The organism is Pseudomonas sp. NPDC090201 (assembly GCF_044746825.1).
In the GTDB taxonomy this organism is placed as follows: domain Bacteria; phylum Pseudomonadota; class Gammaproteobacteria; order Pseudomonadales; family Pseudomonadaceae; genus Aquipseudomonas; species Aquipseudomonas putida_AD.
On the sequence record NZ_JBIVCX010000001.1, the window covers coordinates 883367 to 899813 of the forward strand.

The 16447-nt window shown below is 62.8% G+C and carries 16 protein-coding genes and 1 riboswitch; of the genes, 12 read left to right on the plus strand and 4 right to left on the minus strand.

Annotated features, from left to right (window positions below; translation table 11 throughout):
- The first annotated feature begins 78 nt into the window (after positions 1-78).
- Entirely contained in the window at positions 79-1020 is a 942-nt protein-coding gene (locus ACIPOO_RS04080) for a YgfZ/GcvT domain-containing protein (protein ID WP_400604611.1), read from the plus strand.
- 103 nt (positions 1021-1123) lie between these two features.
- Complete coding sequence (locus ACIPOO_RS04085; RefSeq protein WP_274135537.1) at positions 1124-1945, plus strand: HDOD domain-containing protein; 822 nt, start codon at positions 1124-1126, stop codon at positions 1943-1945.
- A 465-nt stretch (positions 1946-2410) separates the two neighbouring features.
- Here ACIPOO_RS04085 and ACIPOO_RS04090 read toward each other — a convergent pair whose 3' ends face one another.
- Positions 2411-3823, minus strand: a complete 1413-nt coding sequence (locus ACIPOO_RS04090; protein ID WP_400604613.1) for a sensor histidine kinase — start codon at positions 3821-3823, stop codon at positions 2411-2413.
- Positions 3816-4487 (minus strand): response regulator, encoded by a 672-nt coding sequence (locus ACIPOO_RS04095; protein WP_274135539.1) that lies wholly within the window; start codon positions 4485-4487, stop codon positions 3816-3818. The genes ACIPOO_RS04090 and ACIPOO_RS04095 overlap by 8 nt, the downstream gene beginning before the upstream one ends.
- 437 nt (positions 4488-4924) lie before the next feature.
- On the opposite strand from ACIPOO_RS04095, the gene ACIPOO_RS04100 reads away from it, so the two are divergent.
- From ACIPOO_RS04100 to ACIPOO_RS04115, 4 genes are all read left to right on the plus strand, one after another.
- The gene (locus tag ACIPOO_RS04100) at positions 4925-5911 is read left to right on the plus strand and encodes a Bug family tripartite tricarboxylate transporter substrate binding protein (RefSeq protein WP_400605183.1); all 987 of its coding nucleotides are present in this window, start codon (positions 4925-4927) and stop codon (positions 5909-5911) included.
- 77 nt (positions 5912-5988) lie between these two features.
- The gene (locus ACIPOO_RS04105; RefSeq protein WP_400604615.1) at positions 5989-6447 is read left to right on the plus strand and encodes a tripartite tricarboxylate transporter TctB family protein; all 459 of its coding nucleotides are present in this window, start codon (positions 5989-5991) and stop codon (positions 6445-6447) included.
- A 1-nt stretch (position 6448) separates the two neighbouring features.
- Entirely contained in the window at positions 6449-7963 is a 1515-nt protein-coding gene (locus ACIPOO_RS04110; RefSeq protein WP_274135541.1) for a tripartite tricarboxylate transporter permease, read from the plus strand.
- Positions 7956-8987: an AbrB family transcriptional regulator gene (locus ACIPOO_RS04115; protein ID WP_400604618.1), complete on the plus strand. Its 1032-nt coding sequence runs from the start codon at positions 7956-7958 to the stop codon at positions 8985-8987. The genes ACIPOO_RS04110 and ACIPOO_RS04115 overlap by 8 nt, the downstream gene beginning before the upstream one ends.
- 93 nt (positions 8988-9080) lie before the next feature.
- On the opposite strand, the gene ung is transcribed toward ACIPOO_RS04115, so the two are convergent.
- Entirely contained in the window at positions 9081-9776 is a 696-nt protein-coding gene (gene ung, locus ACIPOO_RS04120; RefSeq protein ID WP_274135830.1) for a uracil-DNA glycosylase, read from the minus strand.
- Positions 9777-9946: 170 nt separating this feature from the next.
- Between ung and ACIPOO_RS04125 the strand changes: the two genes are divergently transcribed.
- Positions 9947-11059 carry an enoyl-CoA hydratase/isomerase family protein gene (locus ACIPOO_RS04125; protein ID WP_400604620.1) on the plus strand — a complete coding sequence of 371 codons (1113 nt, stop codon included), beginning with the start codon at positions 9947-9949 and terminating at the stop codon, positions 11057-11059.
- A gap of 159 nt (positions 11060-11218) precedes the next feature.
- On the opposite strand, the gene ACIPOO_RS04130 is transcribed toward ACIPOO_RS04125, so the two are convergent.
- Complete coding sequence (locus ACIPOO_RS04130; RefSeq protein ID WP_400604622.1) at positions 11219-11758, minus strand: hypothetical protein; 540 nt, start codon at positions 11756-11758, stop codon at positions 11219-11221.
- Positions 11759-12038: 280 nt separating this feature from the next.
- Positions 12039-12140, plus strand: a riboswitch (guanidine-I (ykkC/yxkD leader).
- Between the two features lie 62 nt (positions 12141-12202).
- Between ACIPOO_RS04130 and ACIPOO_RS04135 the strand changes: the two genes are divergently transcribed.
- The 5 genes from ACIPOO_RS04135 to ACIPOO_RS04155 all read left to right on the plus strand — a co-directional run bounded on the left by ACIPOO_RS04135 (position 12203) and on the right by ACIPOO_RS04155 (position 16386).
- A complete protein-coding gene (locus ACIPOO_RS04135) occupies positions 12203-13270 on the plus strand; it encodes a putative urea ABC transporter substrate-binding protein (protein WP_400604624.1) in 1068 nt (355 codons plus the stop codon).
- Positions 13271-13437: 167 nt separating this feature from the next.
- Entirely contained in the window at positions 13438-14253 is an 816-nt protein-coding gene (locus tag ACIPOO_RS04140; RefSeq protein ID WP_400604626.1) for an ABC transporter permease, read from the plus strand.
- Positions 14250-15014 (plus strand): ABC transporter ATP-binding protein, encoded by a 765-nt coding sequence (locus ACIPOO_RS04145; RefSeq protein WP_400604628.1) that lies wholly within the window; start codon positions 14250-14252, stop codon positions 15012-15014. Before ACIPOO_RS04140 ends, ACIPOO_RS04145 begins: the two co-directional genes overlap by 4 nt.
- Positions 15015-15026: 12 nt before the next feature.
- On the plus strand, positions 15027-15752 hold the full coding sequence (locus ACIPOO_RS04150; RefSeq protein WP_400604630.1) for an urea amidolyase associated protein UAAP1: 726 nt from the start codon (positions 15027-15029) through the stop codon (positions 15750-15752).
- 10 nt (positions 15753-15762) lie between these two features.
- Positions 15763-16386 carry an urea amidolyase associated protein UAAP2 gene (locus tag ACIPOO_RS04155; RefSeq protein ID WP_400604632.1) on the plus strand — a complete coding sequence of 208 codons (624 nt, stop codon included), beginning with the start codon at positions 15763-15765 and terminating at the stop codon, positions 16384-16386.
- Positions 16387-16447: the final 61 nt, after the last annotated feature.

The following is a 16447-nucleotide window of genomic DNA, read 5'->3' on the forward strand; positions in this document are numbered from 1 at the left end:
CGCGATTAGTCGCAATGGATTGCATAAACGAAGCACGGCACTATGATGGTGCCCCAGACTTCTTCCCTGCGATGACCCATGGCCGATTCAGCTTTCTTCTGCCCGCTGTCCCACGAAGGTGTGCTTGCCGTTCGCGGCGTGGACGCCAGCAAGTTTCTTCAAGGCCAACTGACCTGCAACATGGATTACCTGAGCGATGCCAAGGCCACGCTCGGTGCCCGCTGCACGCAAAAGGGCCGCATGCAATCCAGTTTCCGCATTCTGCTGGAAGGTGATGGCGTGGTAATGGCCATGGCCAGCGAGCTGATCGAAGCCCAACTGGCGGACCTGAAAAAATACGCTGTCTTCTCCAAGTCCAAGCTGACCGACGAAAGTCCGGCCTGGGTGCGATTCGGCGTGAACGACGGTCAGGCCGCTCTGGCCAGCCTGGGCCTCGAGCTGGCGGATGAGACCGATTCGGTCGCCCGCGCCAATGATCTGGTCGCCATTCGCGTCTCCCCTGCCCGCGCAGAACTCTGGGTTCGTGCCGAGGGGGCTGCCGATCTGCGCAATCGTTTGGCCGCGCAGTTGCCGGAAGGCTCGCTGAACGACTGGCTGCTGGGCCAGATCCGCGCCGGTATCGGTCAGGTGTTCGGCCAGACCCGTGAAGAATTCATCCCGCAGATGATCAACCTGCAGGCCGTTGGTGGCGTCAGCTTCAAGAAAGGCTGCTACACCGGTCAGGAAATCGTTGCGCGCATGCAGTACTTGGGCAAGCTCAAGCGTCGCCTGTATCGCCTGACGCTGGAGGGCACCGACCTTCCTGAACCTGGCACCGAGCTGTTCTCTCCCGTTCACACAAGTTCTGCCGGCAACGTGGTGATTGCAGCGCGCAGCGGCAACGCTGTAGAACTGCTGGCGGTGTTGCAGGCCGATGCGGTGGAGAACGGTCAGATTCATCTGCGCGCACCCGAAGGCCAGCCGCTGCAACTGGCAGAGCTGCCCTACACTCTGGATGCCAAGCTTGAAACCCAGCGTTGAACCGCAGCGATAACAACCGTGCCAGACGTCAGCGCAGTGGTCTGCGCCCCTGCCATCGCACGGCACGCGGCGCTGGTCGTAATGCAATATCCAGAGATTTCGTATGAGTAGCATGGCTGACAAGGTGCAGAGGGACCTGATCAAGGCGATCGACAAGGACGCCTTGTTTCTGCCTACGCTTCCTGAAGTGGCAATGAAAATCCGTCTGGCGGCCGAAGACTCGGAAATCACCATCGCCGACCTCTCCAAGGTGATCGGCAGCGACACCGCGCTGTCCGCCCGCCTGATCAAGGTGGTCAACAGCCCATTGCTGCGGCCTAACTTCGAGGTCAGCGACGTGCTGACCGCGGTGCGTCGTCTGGGCGTGAACTACAGCTGCAACCTGGCGATCGGGCTGGTGGTGGAGCAGATGTTCCACGCCAAGTCCGAGGTCATCGAAACCAAGATGCGCGACATCTGGAAGCTCAGCCTGCAGGTGGCCGGGGTCAGCAGCGCGCTGAGCCAGCGCCGTGGAATGCTCAAGGCCGACAAGGCGACACTGGCGGGCCTGGTGCATCTGATTGGTGTGCTGCCCATCCTGACCTACGCCGAAGACAACTTCGAATTGCTGGCCGATCCGGTGAGCCTGAACCATGTCATCGAGCGCATTCACCCGATCATTGGTGAGCGTTTGTTGCGCTCGTGGGACTTCCCCGAAGCGCTGGCGATCGTTCCCCGGCAGTTTCAGAACTTCACCCGCGTTTCGACCCAGGCTGATTATGTGGATCTGGTGCAGGTGGCGTCCGTGCATGTGCACGAAGCCACGGGCCGGCCGTATCCGAATCTGGATGTGATGGCAATGCCGGCGGTCAACCAGTTGGGCCTGAACATGGCCGACGGTGCGCTGATCAACGAAATGAACGAGGCGATGACGCTGCTCTACTGAGCCTGACAGACCGCTCCCGCGGGCAAGCCCGGCTGCTACGGGGTTTGTTGAGATGCTGCGACATTCGTCTGACCTCGACCTGTGGAGCGGGCTCGCCCGCGAAGGCGGCGGATCAGGCACCATCGAAGCTTCTGGCCGGACGCTTTCGCGGGCAAGCCCGCTCCCACGGTTGTCGATGCACCGCTCCCCGTAGCAGCACGGCTTGCCGGCGGGGCGATGCCGAGGCCGCCGACGCCGGCAAGCCGGACTGCTACGGGGTTTGTTGAGATGCTGCGACCTTCGTCTGGCCCCGATCTGTGGGAGCGGGCTCGCCCGCGAAGGCGGCGGATCAGGCACCATCGAAGCACTGGCCGGACGCCTTCGCGGGCAAGCCAGGTCCCACGGTTGTCGATGCACCACTCCCCGTAGCAGCACGGCTTGCCGGCGGTGCGATTCCGAGGCCGCCGACGCCGGCAAGCCGTGCTGCTACGAAGCGGTTTCGGGGGCCGGGAAGGTCACGCGGACTTTCAGGCCCTGCTCTGCGCCGTCGTGCAAGGTGATTTTCGCCAGATGTGCGCGGCAGATTTCTCCGACGATGGCCAATCCCAATCCTGCCCCATTGCCCTGCTGCTGACGTCGATAGAACCGCTCGAACACCCGGTCACGCTCGTGCATCGGGATGCCCGGGCCGTCGTCTTCGACTTCCAGCACGCAAGGCGCATGCACCCGCAACACAACGTTGCCGCCCTTGGGCGTGTGGGCCAGGGCGTTGTCCACCAGGTTGCTGAGCAACTCGTTGAGCAAAGTAGGCTCACCGCGCATCCACACCGGCTGGTCGGCCTCAAGCGCCAGCGACACGCCGCGGGCATGGGCCAACGGCGCCATGGCCATGCCCAACTCCCGCGCCAACTGGGTGAGATCGAGCACTTCGGCGCCGCCTTCGGCAATCGCCCTAGCGCCGTTTTCAATACGCGCCAGAGACAGCAACTGGTTGGCCAGATGGGTCAGCTTGTCAGTACCCGTTGCGGCACTTTCAAGGGTGCTGCGCCACGCGGCCGGCTCCTGATCGCGCAAACCCAATTCCACCCGCGCCTTGAGAGCCGCCAGCGGAGTGCGCAGTTCATGGGAAGCGTCGGCGATGAACTGCGCCTGCCGTTCGAACTGCATGCGCAGGCGCTCGGTGAAGTGGTTGAGCGAACTCACCAGCGGACGCAGTTCATGCTGCACTTCCACCAACGGCAGCGAGCGCAGGTCATCGGGCTCGCGCTCCTCCACCGCCGCACTCAGGCGATCCAGCGGACGCAGCGCCGCACTGACCGTAAACCACACCAGCAACAACGCACCGCCGCCCAGCATTCCGAGCCGCAGCAGGGTATCGGCCATCAGCGCCCGGGCCATGCTCACCCGCTGTTCCTCGGTCTCGGCTACGCGAATCTCGGCCATGCCGTTCATGTTCGGCTCGCTCACCGGCTTGAGCAGGCTGACCACCCGCACGTCCTGTCCCAGGTAGCGGCCACTGTAGAACTTGGCCAGCGCAGGATAATCGTCAGTGCGCGGGGTGCCGGATGGCGGCGCGGGCAGATTTTCGTAACCGGAAATCAGCTTCTGGTCGATGTCGTTGACCTGGTAGTAGATCCGCCCGGCGCTGTCGTAAGCAAAGGTGTCCAGAGCCACATAGGGCACGTCGGCGCTCAGGGTGCCGTCGCGCTCGGACAGGCCAGCCGCGATCGTGCGCGCCGAGGCCAGCAGCGTGCGGTCATAGGCCGTATCGGCCGCTTCCCGGCCATTCCAGTAGGCGCTCATGCCACTGGCGATCATCAACACCACCAACAACAAGCCCAGGTTCCACAGCAGGCGCCAGCGCAGGCTGTTTTCGGCTGCGCGGAACGGGTTAAACATCCCGGCTTTCCAAGAGATAACCCAAACCACGGAAAGTGACGATGGCGATCGGATGCCCGTCGAGCTTCTTGCGCAGGCGGTGGACGTAGATCTCGATGGCGTCGGCGCTGGCTTCCTCATCCAGGCCGAACACCTGCGAGGCCAGTTGCTCCTTGCTCATCACCCGGCCGGGGCGGGCGATCAGCGCTTCAAGCACCGACTGCTCGCGGGACGTCAGGGTCAGCGTGTCATCGCCCAGGGTGAAGCGGCGGGTGTCCAGGTCATAGACCAGCGCCCCGCAGCGCTGCTGGCGCTCGCCACCCAGCACGCTGCGCCGCAGCAGCGCCTTGACCCGCGCTTCAAGCTCGGACAGCTCGAACGGCTTGGCCAGGTAGTCGTCGGCGCCGAGATTCAGCCCGTGGACCCGGTCCTTGACGTCGCTGCGGGCGGTGAGCATCAGCACCGGGGTGTTCTTGCCCCGGGAACGCAAACGCGCCAGCACCTCGAAACCGTCCATGCGCGGCAGACCGACGTCAAGGATCGCGACCGCGTATTCTTCGCTGCTCAAAGCCAGGTCGGCGGCAACGCCATCATGCAGCACGTCCACGGTCAGGCCGCTGCCCTTGAGCGCCAGCGCGACACTTTCGGCCAGTTGCAGATGATCTTCGACGAGCAGGACACGCATCGGTTTCTCCCGATTGAGGCGTTTGGTGGAGGCGGAGTTTACAGACGCGCCGCCGTCTGTGAAGAGCTGAAACATTTAAAGAATAGACAGAACCGACGGCTGTGCGGCTGACGAAAGGTTCATGAAAGGTAGTTGAAAGGTTGATGAAAGCTTCACTGATTAGGATCCGGTCACGACTCGTTACGATTGCGCCATTCACGGCCTGCGTAACGCCCCAGGGTCGTGACGAAAAACGCCTCGATGCGTTTTCAACAATAAAAACAATATCGGAGTCATCGGTGATGCCATCACTGCAATCACAGGCCCTTGTGCCGTCTGAATCCCGTCCTGTTTTGAGTTCGCTTCGCCGCTTGCGCGCGCGATGTGTCGTCACGTCTGCATTCCCGTCCGTATCTGCCTGACCGTACGCCCTTTAAAAACAACAACTCCGTCGGAGACTGACCATGAACCTATCGTTGCGCCGTATCAGCGTCGCTGCCAGTTGCATGCTGGTGGCCACTCAATTGTGGGCCGCAGAACCCAACCGTCCTGAATGCATCGCCCCGGCCTCCCCCGGCGGCGGCTTCGACCTGACCTGCAAGCTGGCGCAGAGCGCGCTGGTCAACGAGAAGCTGTTGAGCAAGCCGATGCGCGTTACCTACATGCCAGGCGGCGTGGGCGCGGTGGCGTACAACGCGGTGGTCGCTCAGCGTCCGGCCGATGCAGGCACCCTGGTGGCGTGGTCCAGCGGCTCGCTGCTGAACCTGGCGCAAGGCAAGTTCGGTCGCTTCGATGAAAACGCGGTGCGCTGGCTGGCAGCCGTCGGCACCAGCTACGGCGCCATCGCTGTGAAAGCAGATTCGCCTTACAAGAGCCTCGACGATCTGGTCAAGGCGCTCAAAGCCGACCCGAGCAAAGTGGTGATCGGTTCCGGCGGCACCGTCGGCAGCCAGGACTGGATGCAGACCGCGCTGATCGCCAAGGCCGCCGGTATCAACCCGCGCGACCTGCGATACGTGGCCCTGGAAGGCGGTGGTGAAATCGCCACGGCCCTGCTCGGCGGCCACATCCAGGTAGGTTCCACCGACATTTCCGACTCCATGCCGCACATCCTCAGCGGCGACATGCGCCTGCTGGCGGTGTTCTCCGAGGAGCGCCTGGACGAGCCGGAAATGAAGAACATCCCGACCGCCAAAGAGCAAGGCTACGACATCGTCTGGCCGGTGGTGCGTGGCTTCTACCTGGGGCCAAAAGTGACCGACGAGGAATACAACTGGTGGAAAGCCTCGTTCGACAAACTGCTGGCCTCCGAAGATTTCGCCAAGTTGCGTGACCAGCGCGAGCTGTTCCCCTTCGCCATGACCGGCCCTGAGCTGGACACCTACGTGAAGAAGCAGGTCGCGGACTACAAGATGCTGGCCAAGGAATTCGGCCTGATTCAGTGATTGAACCCTCTTAACCGGTTCTCGATTGATCGACTAGGTGCAGCGCCTCTGAAACAGGCGCTGCCCAGGAGCTTCCTATGGTCTTGCAACGACTGTTCGCCTTCGTGCTGCTGCTGGCCTGTATCGGCCTGGCACTGATGGCCTGGCCTTATCAGGCCCCGTTTTCCTACGAACCTGTTGGCCCCCGCGCGTTTCCGCTGCTGATGCTGGGGCTGATGGGCATTTCGCTGTTGTACATGGTGTTTCGTCCGGCACCGATCAAGCACTCCGAAGACGAGCCGCCGCTGGATCGTGAAACCCTGATCAAGATCACTGCCTGCACCGCCTTGCTGCTGATCTTCGCGGGTTGCTTCGAGCCTCTGGGCTTCGTGCTCAGCAGCATCCTGATCGGCATTCCGATGGCCCGCCTGTACGGCGGCCGCTGGCTACCGAGCATCGTCATCACCACCTTGATGAGCATCCTTTTGTACGTGCTCTTCGACAAAGTGATGGATGTGCCTCTGCCCCTGGGCCTGCTCGACGTTCTGGAGAACTGATATGGATACGCTCGGTTACCTCGGCCAGGGCTTCGGCGTCGCATTGACCCCGTACAACCTGGTCACCGCCCTTTCGGGCACCCTGATCGGCACCATCGTCGGTCTGTTGCCGGGTCTGGGCCCGATCAACGGCGTGGCGCTGCTGATTCCGATTGCCTTCGCCCTTGGCCTGCCGCCTGAATCGGCGCTGATCCTGCTGGCGGCGGTGTACCTGGGCTGCGAGTACGGCGGGCGCATCAGCTCGATCCTGCTCAACATTCCAGGTGAAGCGTCCACTGTAATGACCGCACTGGACGGCTACCCGATGGCTCGTCAGGGCCTGGCTGGCGTTGCGTTGTCGCTGTCGGCGTGGAGTTCGTTCATTGGCGCCTTCATCGCCACCTGCGGCATGGTGATGTTCGCCCCGCTGCTGGCCAAATGGGCGATTGCCTTCGGACCGGCGGAGTATTTCGTGCTGATGGTCTTCGCCATTGTCTGCCTCGGCGGCATGGCCGGTGACCGACCGCTCAAGACCTTCGTCGCGGCGCTGATCGGCCTGTTCCTGTCGAGCATCGGCATCGACGCCAACAGCGGCGTGTACCGCTTCACCGGCGACAACATCCACTTGGCCGACGGCATTCAGTTCGTGGTGCTGGTGCTGGGCCTGTTCTCGGTCAGTGAAATCCTGCTGTTGCTGGAGAAGACTCATCGCGGCCAGGAAGCGGTGAAAGCCACCGGGCGCATGATGTTCAACTTCAAGGAAGCCAGCTCGGTGTTCATCGTCAACATCCGCTGCGGCCTGATGGGCTTCATCATGGGCGTGCTGCCGGGTGCCGGTGCAACGCTGGCCAGCGCCGTGACCTACATGACCGAGAAACGTATCGCAGGCGCGAGCGGAAAATTCGGACAAGGCGACATGCGCGGCCTGGCAGCTCCTGAAACCGCCATCGGCGCGACCGCCTGCGGTGCACTGGTGCCAATGCTGACCCTGGGCGTTCCAGGTTCGGGCACCACCGCGGTGATGATCGGCGCGCTGTCGCTGTACAACATCACCCCCGGCCCTCTGCTGTTCCAACAGCAACCGGACATCGTCTGGGGCCTGATCGCGTCGTTGTTCATCGCCAACATCATGCTGGTGATCCTCAACATCCCGATGATCCGCATCTTCACCCGCATCCTCGCCGTGCCGAACTGGGCACTGGTGCCGGTGATCGCGATCATCACCGGGATCGGCGTCTACGCGGTTCACGCCACCACCTTCGACCTGTTCCTGATGGTCGGCATCGGCATCTTCGGTTACATCCTGCGCAAGCTGGACTTCCCGCTGTCGCCGATCCTGCTGGGCTTCATTCTCGGCGGTCTGATGGAACAGAACCTGCGTCGCGCGCTGTCGATCTCCAACGGCTCGATGGACATCCTCTGGTCCAGCCCGATCACCCTGGGCGTGTGGGTCGTGACTGCGTTCATGCTGGTCCTGCCGCTGATCCGCATCTGGCGCAAGCGCAGCGTTCAGCGTCGCGCACTGGCCGATGTCTGACCGGCCCTTCAAGACGTGGTGGGGAACACCGCTGGTCGGCCTGCTGGGGGGATACCTCGCCAGCCAGGTCGGCTGGCCCTTGCCCTGGATGGTCGGCTCGTTGCTGGCGATCATCCTGATCCGCTGCCTCACCCCGTGGCAGCTGGCTGAAATCCCCGGCGGCCGCAAATGCGGCCAATGGGTGGTCGGCATCGGCATCGGCCTGCACTTCACCCCGGTCGTCATCGAACAAGTCCTTTCGCACTTTGGCCTGATTTTCATCGGCGCACTGGTGACCAGCGTCTCCAGCGTGGTCGGCGTGTGGCTGATGCTGCGCACCGGCGAAGACCGCGCCACGGCGTTCTTTTCCAGCATGCCCGGCGGCTCTGGGGAGATGGTCAACCTCGGCGCGCGCAATGGCGCGATCCTCAGCAACGTCGCCGCCGGTCAAAGCCTGCGGGTGCTGGCGGTGGTGCTGTGCGTTCCGGCGATCTTCAAATACCTGATGGGCAACGGTGCCCCGCCCTCCCACGCGGTTGTGGTGGACTGGACCTGGCTGGCGGTGTTGTTTCCCCTCGGCGCGCTGGTTGCCTGGGGCTGGCAACGCTTGAAACAGCCCAACCCGTGGCTGTTCGGGCCGTTGCTGGTGAGTGCGGTGGTCAGCGTCGGTTTCGACCTGCACACCGGCCTGCCCAACGGCGGCAGCCAGATCGGCCAGTGGCTGATCGGCAGCGGCCTGGGTTGCCACTTCAACCGTGCGTTCTTTCGCCGCGCGCCGTCATTCATGGGCCGTACGCTGATCGGCACGGCGCTGACCATGAGCATCGCCGCGCTGTGCGCCTGGATCCTCAGCGCCGCAACGCACCTGGATCTGCGCTCGCTGACCCTGGGCATGATGCCCGGTGGCATCGCCGAGATGAGCCTGACGGCGGAGGTGTTGCAGTTGTCGGTGCCGTTGGTGACGGCGATGCAGGTGATGCGGCTGTTGTTTGTGTTGTTTCTGGCTGAGCCGTTGTTCAGGTACTGGAACAAGCAACCGACCTGACGAAATACCCACCCGTAGCAGCACGGCTTGCCGGCGGGGGCGTCCTTAATAACGCCCCCGCCGGCAAGCCGTGCTGCTACGGGCAAGGGGCGATCAGACGTTAGCGGGCAACCGCCACTCGATCGGCGTCAATCCATTCTGCTGCAGATACTTGTTGGCCATGCCGAAATGCCCGCAGCCGAGGAAACCCTTGTAGGCCGACAGCGGCGAGGGGTGTACCGAGGTCAGGATCAGGTGTTTGGACGCATCGATCAGCTTCTTCTTGCTCTGGGCGTGAGAGCCCCACAACAGGAACACCAGATGCGGCTGATGGGCGCTGACGGTTTCGATGATCTTGTCGGTGAAATGCTGCCAGCCCTTGCCAGCGTGAGACGCCGCATTGGCCCGCTCGACGGTCAGGGTGGTGTTGAGCATCAGCACGCCCTGGTCGGCCCAGGATTGCAGGTAGCCGTGGTTGGGGATGTCGATGTTCAGGTCACGCTTGAGCTCTTTATAGATATTGACCAGCGACGGCGGCGCCGGCACACCCGGCTGTACCGAGAAGCACAGGCCATGGGCCTGGTTTGGACCGTGGTACGGGTCCTGACCGAGAATGACCACCTTGACGTTGTCCAGCGGGGTCGAATTCAAGGCGTTGAAGATCAGCGGGCCAGGCGGATAGATTTCCTTTCCTGCCGCGTGCTCCTGGCGCAGGAACTCGCGCAGTTCGCCCATGTAGGGCTTTTCGAATTCTTCGCGCAGGGCCTGCTTCCAGCTGGGCTCGAGTTTGATGCGGTCGTCGTCGGTCATGGTCATATCCGGAAAAACAATGGGCGGACTTTAGGGGCAACCACCATTTATTTCCAGCGCAACGCGCCACGGGTTTCCTACACTCCACTGCATCAGTTCGGTGCAACTTCCCGGCGCAGGCAGCACTCCCAGTCCTTGATGAAAGCCTGTTCCACGAACACGAGGTCACGATGAATCTGCAATTCGAAGAGCTCACCGGAACCGACGGCGCCCGTCTGGGCGTTGCCACGCTGGACGCGGAAAAATCACTCAATGCGTTGTCACTGCCCATGATCCTGGCGTTGCAGGATCGTCTCGACGCCTGGGCCAGCGACCCACAAATCGTCTGCGTGTTGCTGCGCGGCAATGGTGAAAAAGCGTTCTGCGCCGGCGGCGACGTACGTGCGCTGGTTGAGGCTGCTCGCGGCAAGCCCGGAAAAGTCCCACCGTTGGCAGCGCAGTTCTTCGCGGCGGAATATCGCCTGGACTACGCCCTGCACACCTATCCCAAGCCGCTGATCTGCTGGGGCCACGGTTATGTGCTCGGCGGCGGCATGGGCCTGCTGCAAGGCGCCGGCATTCGCGTCGTCACCCCGAGCAGCCGCCTGGCGATGCCCGAGATCAACATCGGCCTGTACCCCGACGTTGGCGCCAGCTGGTTTCTGTCGCGCCTGCCTGGCAAGTTGGGGCTGTTCCTGGGCCTGACCGGCTCGCACATCAACGGGCGCGATGCGCTGGACCTGGATTTGGCGGACCGCTTCCTGCTCGACGGCCAGCAGGAGGAAATGATCGACCGGCTGCTGCAACTCAACTGGCAGGAACAGACCGCCGTGCAGCTCAACAGTCTGTTCAAGGCGCTGGAGCAGGAAGCACTGGATCAACGCCCGGAGCCGCAGTGGCTGCCTCGTCGCCAGCAGATCGATGAGTTGCTGGATGTCGCCGATATTGCCTGCGCGTGGACTGCGCTCAAGCGTCAACTGCATTCCAGCGATGCGCTGCTGGCCAAGGCGGCAAAAACCTTGAGCGAAGGCTGCCCGATGACCGCGCACCTGGTCTGGGAGCAGATCCAGCGCGCCCGGCATCTGTCCCTGGCCGAAGTGTTCCAGATGGAATACACCATGAGCCTCAATTGCTGCCGGCATCCTGAGTTTGCCGAAGGTGTGCGGGCGCGACTGATCGACAAGGACCACACGCCCCATTGGCACTGGCAGGACATTGCCAAGATCCCGCTGGCGGTGGTGGATGCGCATTTCGAGAAGGCGTGGGAAGGCCGGCATCCGCTGGCGGATTTGTCAGGTTACTGAATCGATATTTGTAGTAGCGCGCTTGCCCGCGATGAGGTCGTATCAGACGATGCATCGGTGAATGACACACCGCCGTCGCGGGCAAGCGCGCTCCTACAGGGATTGCGTAGCTCATTAAAACGGCGCTGTTGAGAGCGCCGTTTTGGTGTGGGTTTGAATTCAGCGGTTGCCGCCACCCGGTCCGCCGTGACCGCCGCGACCGAAGTTGCCGTCCTCCCTCATGTTGCCGCCCGATGGCCTGGACGGGGCAAATCCACCGCCGCCTCCGCCACCGCCGTGGTTACCATTCCAGCCGCCACCGCCCATGCCCGGCCTTGGGCCTGTGGGTGGAGGACGGTAGCCGGAGCCGCCGTTCCAGTTACCACCACCGCCACCGCCATTCCAGTGGCCGCCGCCGTAGCCCGGGCGACCGTAGCCTGGCCCGTAGTAGCGCGGAGGAGGCGCGTAATAACGAGGTGGCGAGTAATACCGTGGGGCCGAGTAATAACGCGGCGACGAGTAATAGACCGAGGAGCCGCCGTAATACCCGGTCGGCCCGTAGGGACGATAGCTGTCATACACGTAGCCGCTGCTGTACCCGCTGCTGTAGACGGGCTGCGTGTAGGTCTCCGATTCGTAGTAGCCTCCGTAGCAACCGGCCAGGGACAAGGTCATTAAAGCTGCCATCAGGCTTTTGAGGTGCAAGCTTCGTCGATACATGGCGGCCTCCTGGACCGCGATAGAGCTCAAACCAGCGGCGCTGGTCGGCGTTCTCATAACTGCCGAGAACGTAAATTAAGACCGCAAGATCCCTCCCGAGTGCCCCACTGTAAAACCCTTCCGCCAGACGGCGCCCCGCAACAGTGCACCCCGATGCACCTTGTTATTCCGCCATTTCCCGCCCGCGCCACAGCCCGCATGGTTTGCCGATAATTGGCACGTCTCTCGCTTAAGCGAACCTTGTGCAGGAGTCACTCAAGGTTCGCGGCACCACAATTTGCAAATAGCCGACTAGGGTTCCGGCTCGCTTCAAGCGAGTGGCTGGTCCGAGAGTCGACGACCTCCAGTAGAGGTTACACGGCGGGATAAAAGCCCGGGAGACAGGACACCATTGGTGTCGCCGGACTCCTGCCCGCCCCTTTTCGTTACTGGAGGTTTTTCACGATGCAAAAATCCCGTCTGTTCGGCCTGATGACCGCAGGCCTCATCGCTGCCCTGAGCCTCTCGGCCACCGCCGCCCCGAAAAAGGACTTCGACGTCTGCTGGACCATCTACGCCGGCTGGATGCCATGGGAGTACGCAGGGACCCAGGGCATCGTCGACAAGTGGGCCAGGAAGTACAACATCAACATCAAGGTCACCCAACTCAACGACTACGTCGAATCGATCAACCAGTACACCGCCGGCCAGTTCGACGGATGCACCATGACCAACATGGACGCCCTGACCATTCCGGCTGCGGGCGGGGTGGAAAGCACGGCGCTGGTGGTCAGCGACTTCTCCAACGGCAATGACGGCATCGTCATCAAGGGCGATGGCAAAAAGGTCGCCGACCTCAAGGGCATGGACGTCAACCTGGTTGAGCTGTCGGTCTCGCACTACCTGCTGGCCCGCGCGCTGGACTCGGTAGACCTGACCGAGAAAGACCTGAAAGTGGTCAACACCTCCGACGCCGACATCGCCGCCGCCTTCAACACCGATCAGGTCAAGGCCGTGACCACCTGGAACCCGATGCTCTCCGAGATCAAGGCCAAGCCGGGCGTGACCCAGGTGTTCGACTCCAGCAAGATCCCGGGCGAGATCATGGACATGATGGTCGTCAACACCCAGACCCTCAAAGACAACCCCGCACTGGGCAAGGCACTGACCGGCGCCTGGTTCGAAGTCGTCGCCCTGATGAACGCGAAAAACGCCGAAGCCAAAACCGCACTGGAACACATGGCCAAGGCCTCGGGCACGGACCTGGCAGGTTTCCAGTCGCAACTGGACACCACCAAGCTGTTCGCCACGCCCAAAGAGGCACTGGAGTTTGCCACCAGCAAACAGCTGCCAGTCACCATGCGCAAGGTCGCGGACTTCTCCTTCGAGCACGGCCTGCTCGGCGAAGGCGCCAAGGATGCCAGCGCCGTGGGCATGAGCTTCGCCAACAGCGTGACCGAAGGCGACAAGGGCAACCTCAAGCTGCACTTCGACCCCAGCTACGTGCAGTTGGCCGCTGACGGCAAATTGTAAAGGCTTGGGCGACCTGCTCTGCAATCCGTGACAGCCATTCGCGAGCAAGCTCGCTCCCACAGAGGACGTGGGATGGCGAGCCTATACGCAGAGCCTGTGGGAGCGAGCTTGCTCGCGAAGAGGCCGCAGCGATCACGTTAAAATCCGCTTCAAACAGGTTATTTGACATGCGCTTGATAAACCGCCGCCCCGATGGCGCCAGCCGCCTGGTTCTGGTGATCCTGCCGTTCGCCCTGTTGCTGTTCGCCTACTTCACAGGCTCGGCGACGCGGCTGACGGAAAACCCCAACGACAAGCTGCTGCCCAGCGCCGTGCAGATGACCGATGCGATCAAACGCGTAGCCTTCGTGCCCGATCAGCGCACCGGTGAATACCTGCTCTGGCAGGACAGCGCGTCCAGTCTGCAACGCCTGGCCATCGGCCTTGCGATCAGCGCGGTCGTGGGCCTGTGCCTGGGTATCGCCTCGGGGGTGTTGCCGCTGTTCGGCGCGCCGTTGTCGCCGTTACTGACGGTGCTGTCGATGGTGCCGCCGCTGGCGATCCTGCCGATCCTGTTCATCGTCTTCGGCCTGGGCGAGCTGTCGAAGGTGATGCTGATCGTGATCGGCATCACCCCGGTGCTGGCCCGCGATCTGGAGCAGCGCGCCCGGGAGATTCCGGTGGAGTTGCTGATCAAGGCGCAGACGCTGGGCGCCTCGACCTGGACGCTGATTCTGCGGGTGGTGCTGCCGCAACTGTTGCCGCGTTTGCTGATCTCGCTGCGGCTGGTGCTGGGTTCGGCGTGGCTGTTTCTGATCGCGGCCGAGGCCATCGCCTCCACCGACGGTTTGGGCTACCGGATCTTCCTGGTGCGTCGTTATCTGGCCATGGACATGATCCTGCCGTACGTAGTCTGGATCACCTTCCTCGCCTGGCTGATGGACTGGGGCCTGAAAGCCCTGACCCGCAAGACCTTCCCCTGGTACGAGGGCGCTCGGCCATGAGCTTCATTTCGGTAAAAAACGTCTGGCAACAATACGGCGAACAGGTGGTGCTCGAAGGCCTGAACCTGAGCATCGCCGAGGGCGAGTTCTGCACCATGGTCGGTGCCTCCGGCTGTGGTAAATCGACCTTCCTGCGCCTGCTGCTGGGCCAGGAAGTGCCGAGCAAAGGCACGATCCTGCTGGACGGCCAGCCGCTGGCCAATGAACCGGATGCCAGCCGTGGCGTGGTGTTTCAGCGCTACTCGGTTTTCCCGCACCTTTCGGTGCTGGACAACGTCGCGCTGGGCCTGGAACTGCCAAGGGCCAGGCTGCTGGGCCGGCTGTTCGGCGGTGCCAAGCTCGACGCCCGCGAGCAGGCCGCCGCGCTGCTGAACAAGGTCGGCCTGGGCCATGCGCTGGACAAATACCCGACGCAACTGTCCGGTGGCATGCAGCAACGCCTGGCCATCGCCCAGGCGCTGATCATGAAGCCTCGCGTACTGCTGCTGGACGAGCCTTTCGGCGCTCTGGACCCCGGCATTCGCAAGGACATGCACTTCCTGCTGCTGGAGCTGTGGCGCGAGACGAAACTCACGGTGTTCATGGTCACTCACGACCTCTCCGAGGGCTTCAACCTGGGCACGCGCCTGATGGTCTTCGACAAGGTTCGCATCGACCCGCACGCCCCCGGAGCCTATGGCGCCCGCATCACCTACGACATTCCCCTGAACAGCGACCGTCGCGCCGCCCGCGCGGCCATCGAATCGCTGCAATCGGCCTGAAGGATTTCAACCATGACTGACTCAACCGCTGTATTCCCGGTATTCGCCGAAGAACTGCTGCCCGGTGGCGGCCACCTGTCGTTCGTGCTCAAGCGGGGCGAGTTGCTGCGCCTGACCGACCTCAACGGCGGTGCCAACGTGAGCCTCACACTGTTCAACGCCCATGAAAAAACCGAGCGTCTGAACCTGCCCGACAGCCTCAAGTGCCAGCACACCGCCAAGCTCACCGCCGGCCACTGCCTGTACTCGGACATGGGCCGCGTGCTGGCGGCCATCACCGCTGACACCTGCGGCTGGAGCGACAGCCTCGGTGGCGTGCTGTGCGCTGAAGAAGTCACTGAAAAATACGGCCAGGGCCGCTACCAGGAACTGCGCAACGGCTTCTTTCGCAACGGCGCCGACAACCTGTTGGTGGAAATGGGCAAGTGGGGCCTGGGCCTGTCGGACCTGCTGATGACCCTCAACCTGTTCAGCCGGGTCAACGTGGACCATCAAGGCGCACTGGCCTTCGTGCCCGGCAACTCGAAAGCCGGCGACTACATCGAGCTGTACGCGCCGATGGACACGCTGGTGGTGCTCACGGCGCTGCAACACCCGATGGACCCCAACCCCGAATACGCACCACAGCCGGTCAAGCTGAGCTGGATGAAGGCCGACCCCAGCGTCGCCGAACACTGCCGCACCTCGCGCGAGGAAAACGTGCGCGGCTTCATCAACACCGACCGCCTGTTCGCCTGAGGACCTTCTGATGACCACCGCCGCCAAGAAAGCCCCCATTTCCATTACCCACATCCCGGCAGGCGAGCCGTCGCTGACCGAACTCAAGGCCGGACAGACCCTGCGCCTGCTCGATCTGGAAGGTAACCAGGCCGTCGATACGCTGTTCTACAGCCTGGCCAACCCGCGCGAGCGCTACGACGTGCAACGCACTTTGCGCAAACAGAACAACGTCTACCTGAGCAAAGGCAGCGTGCTGTATTCCAACCTTGGCAAGCCGATGCTGACCATCGTCGAAGACACCTGCGGACGCCACGACACCCTGGGCGGCGCCTGCGCGCAAGAGAGCAACACCGTGCGCTACGCCCTGGAAAAACGCCACATGCACAGCTGCCGCGACAACTACCTGCGCGCCTGCTCCCACGACGGGCGCCTGGGCAAGCGCGACATCAGCCCGAACATCAATTTCTTCATGAACGTGCCGGTCACCGCCGAAGGTGGGCTGACCTTCGAGGACGGCATTTCCGCTGCCGGCAAATACGTCGAGCTGCGGGCGGAAATGGACGTGATCGTGCTGATCTCCAACTGCCCGCAACTGAACAACCCGTGCAACGGCTACAACCCCACGCCGGCCGAGTTGCTCGTCTGGGATTGAGCGGCACAGGTTTGCATTGAAGGATTTCGGCGCGAGGGACGGCCTTCGCGCAACGCGTACA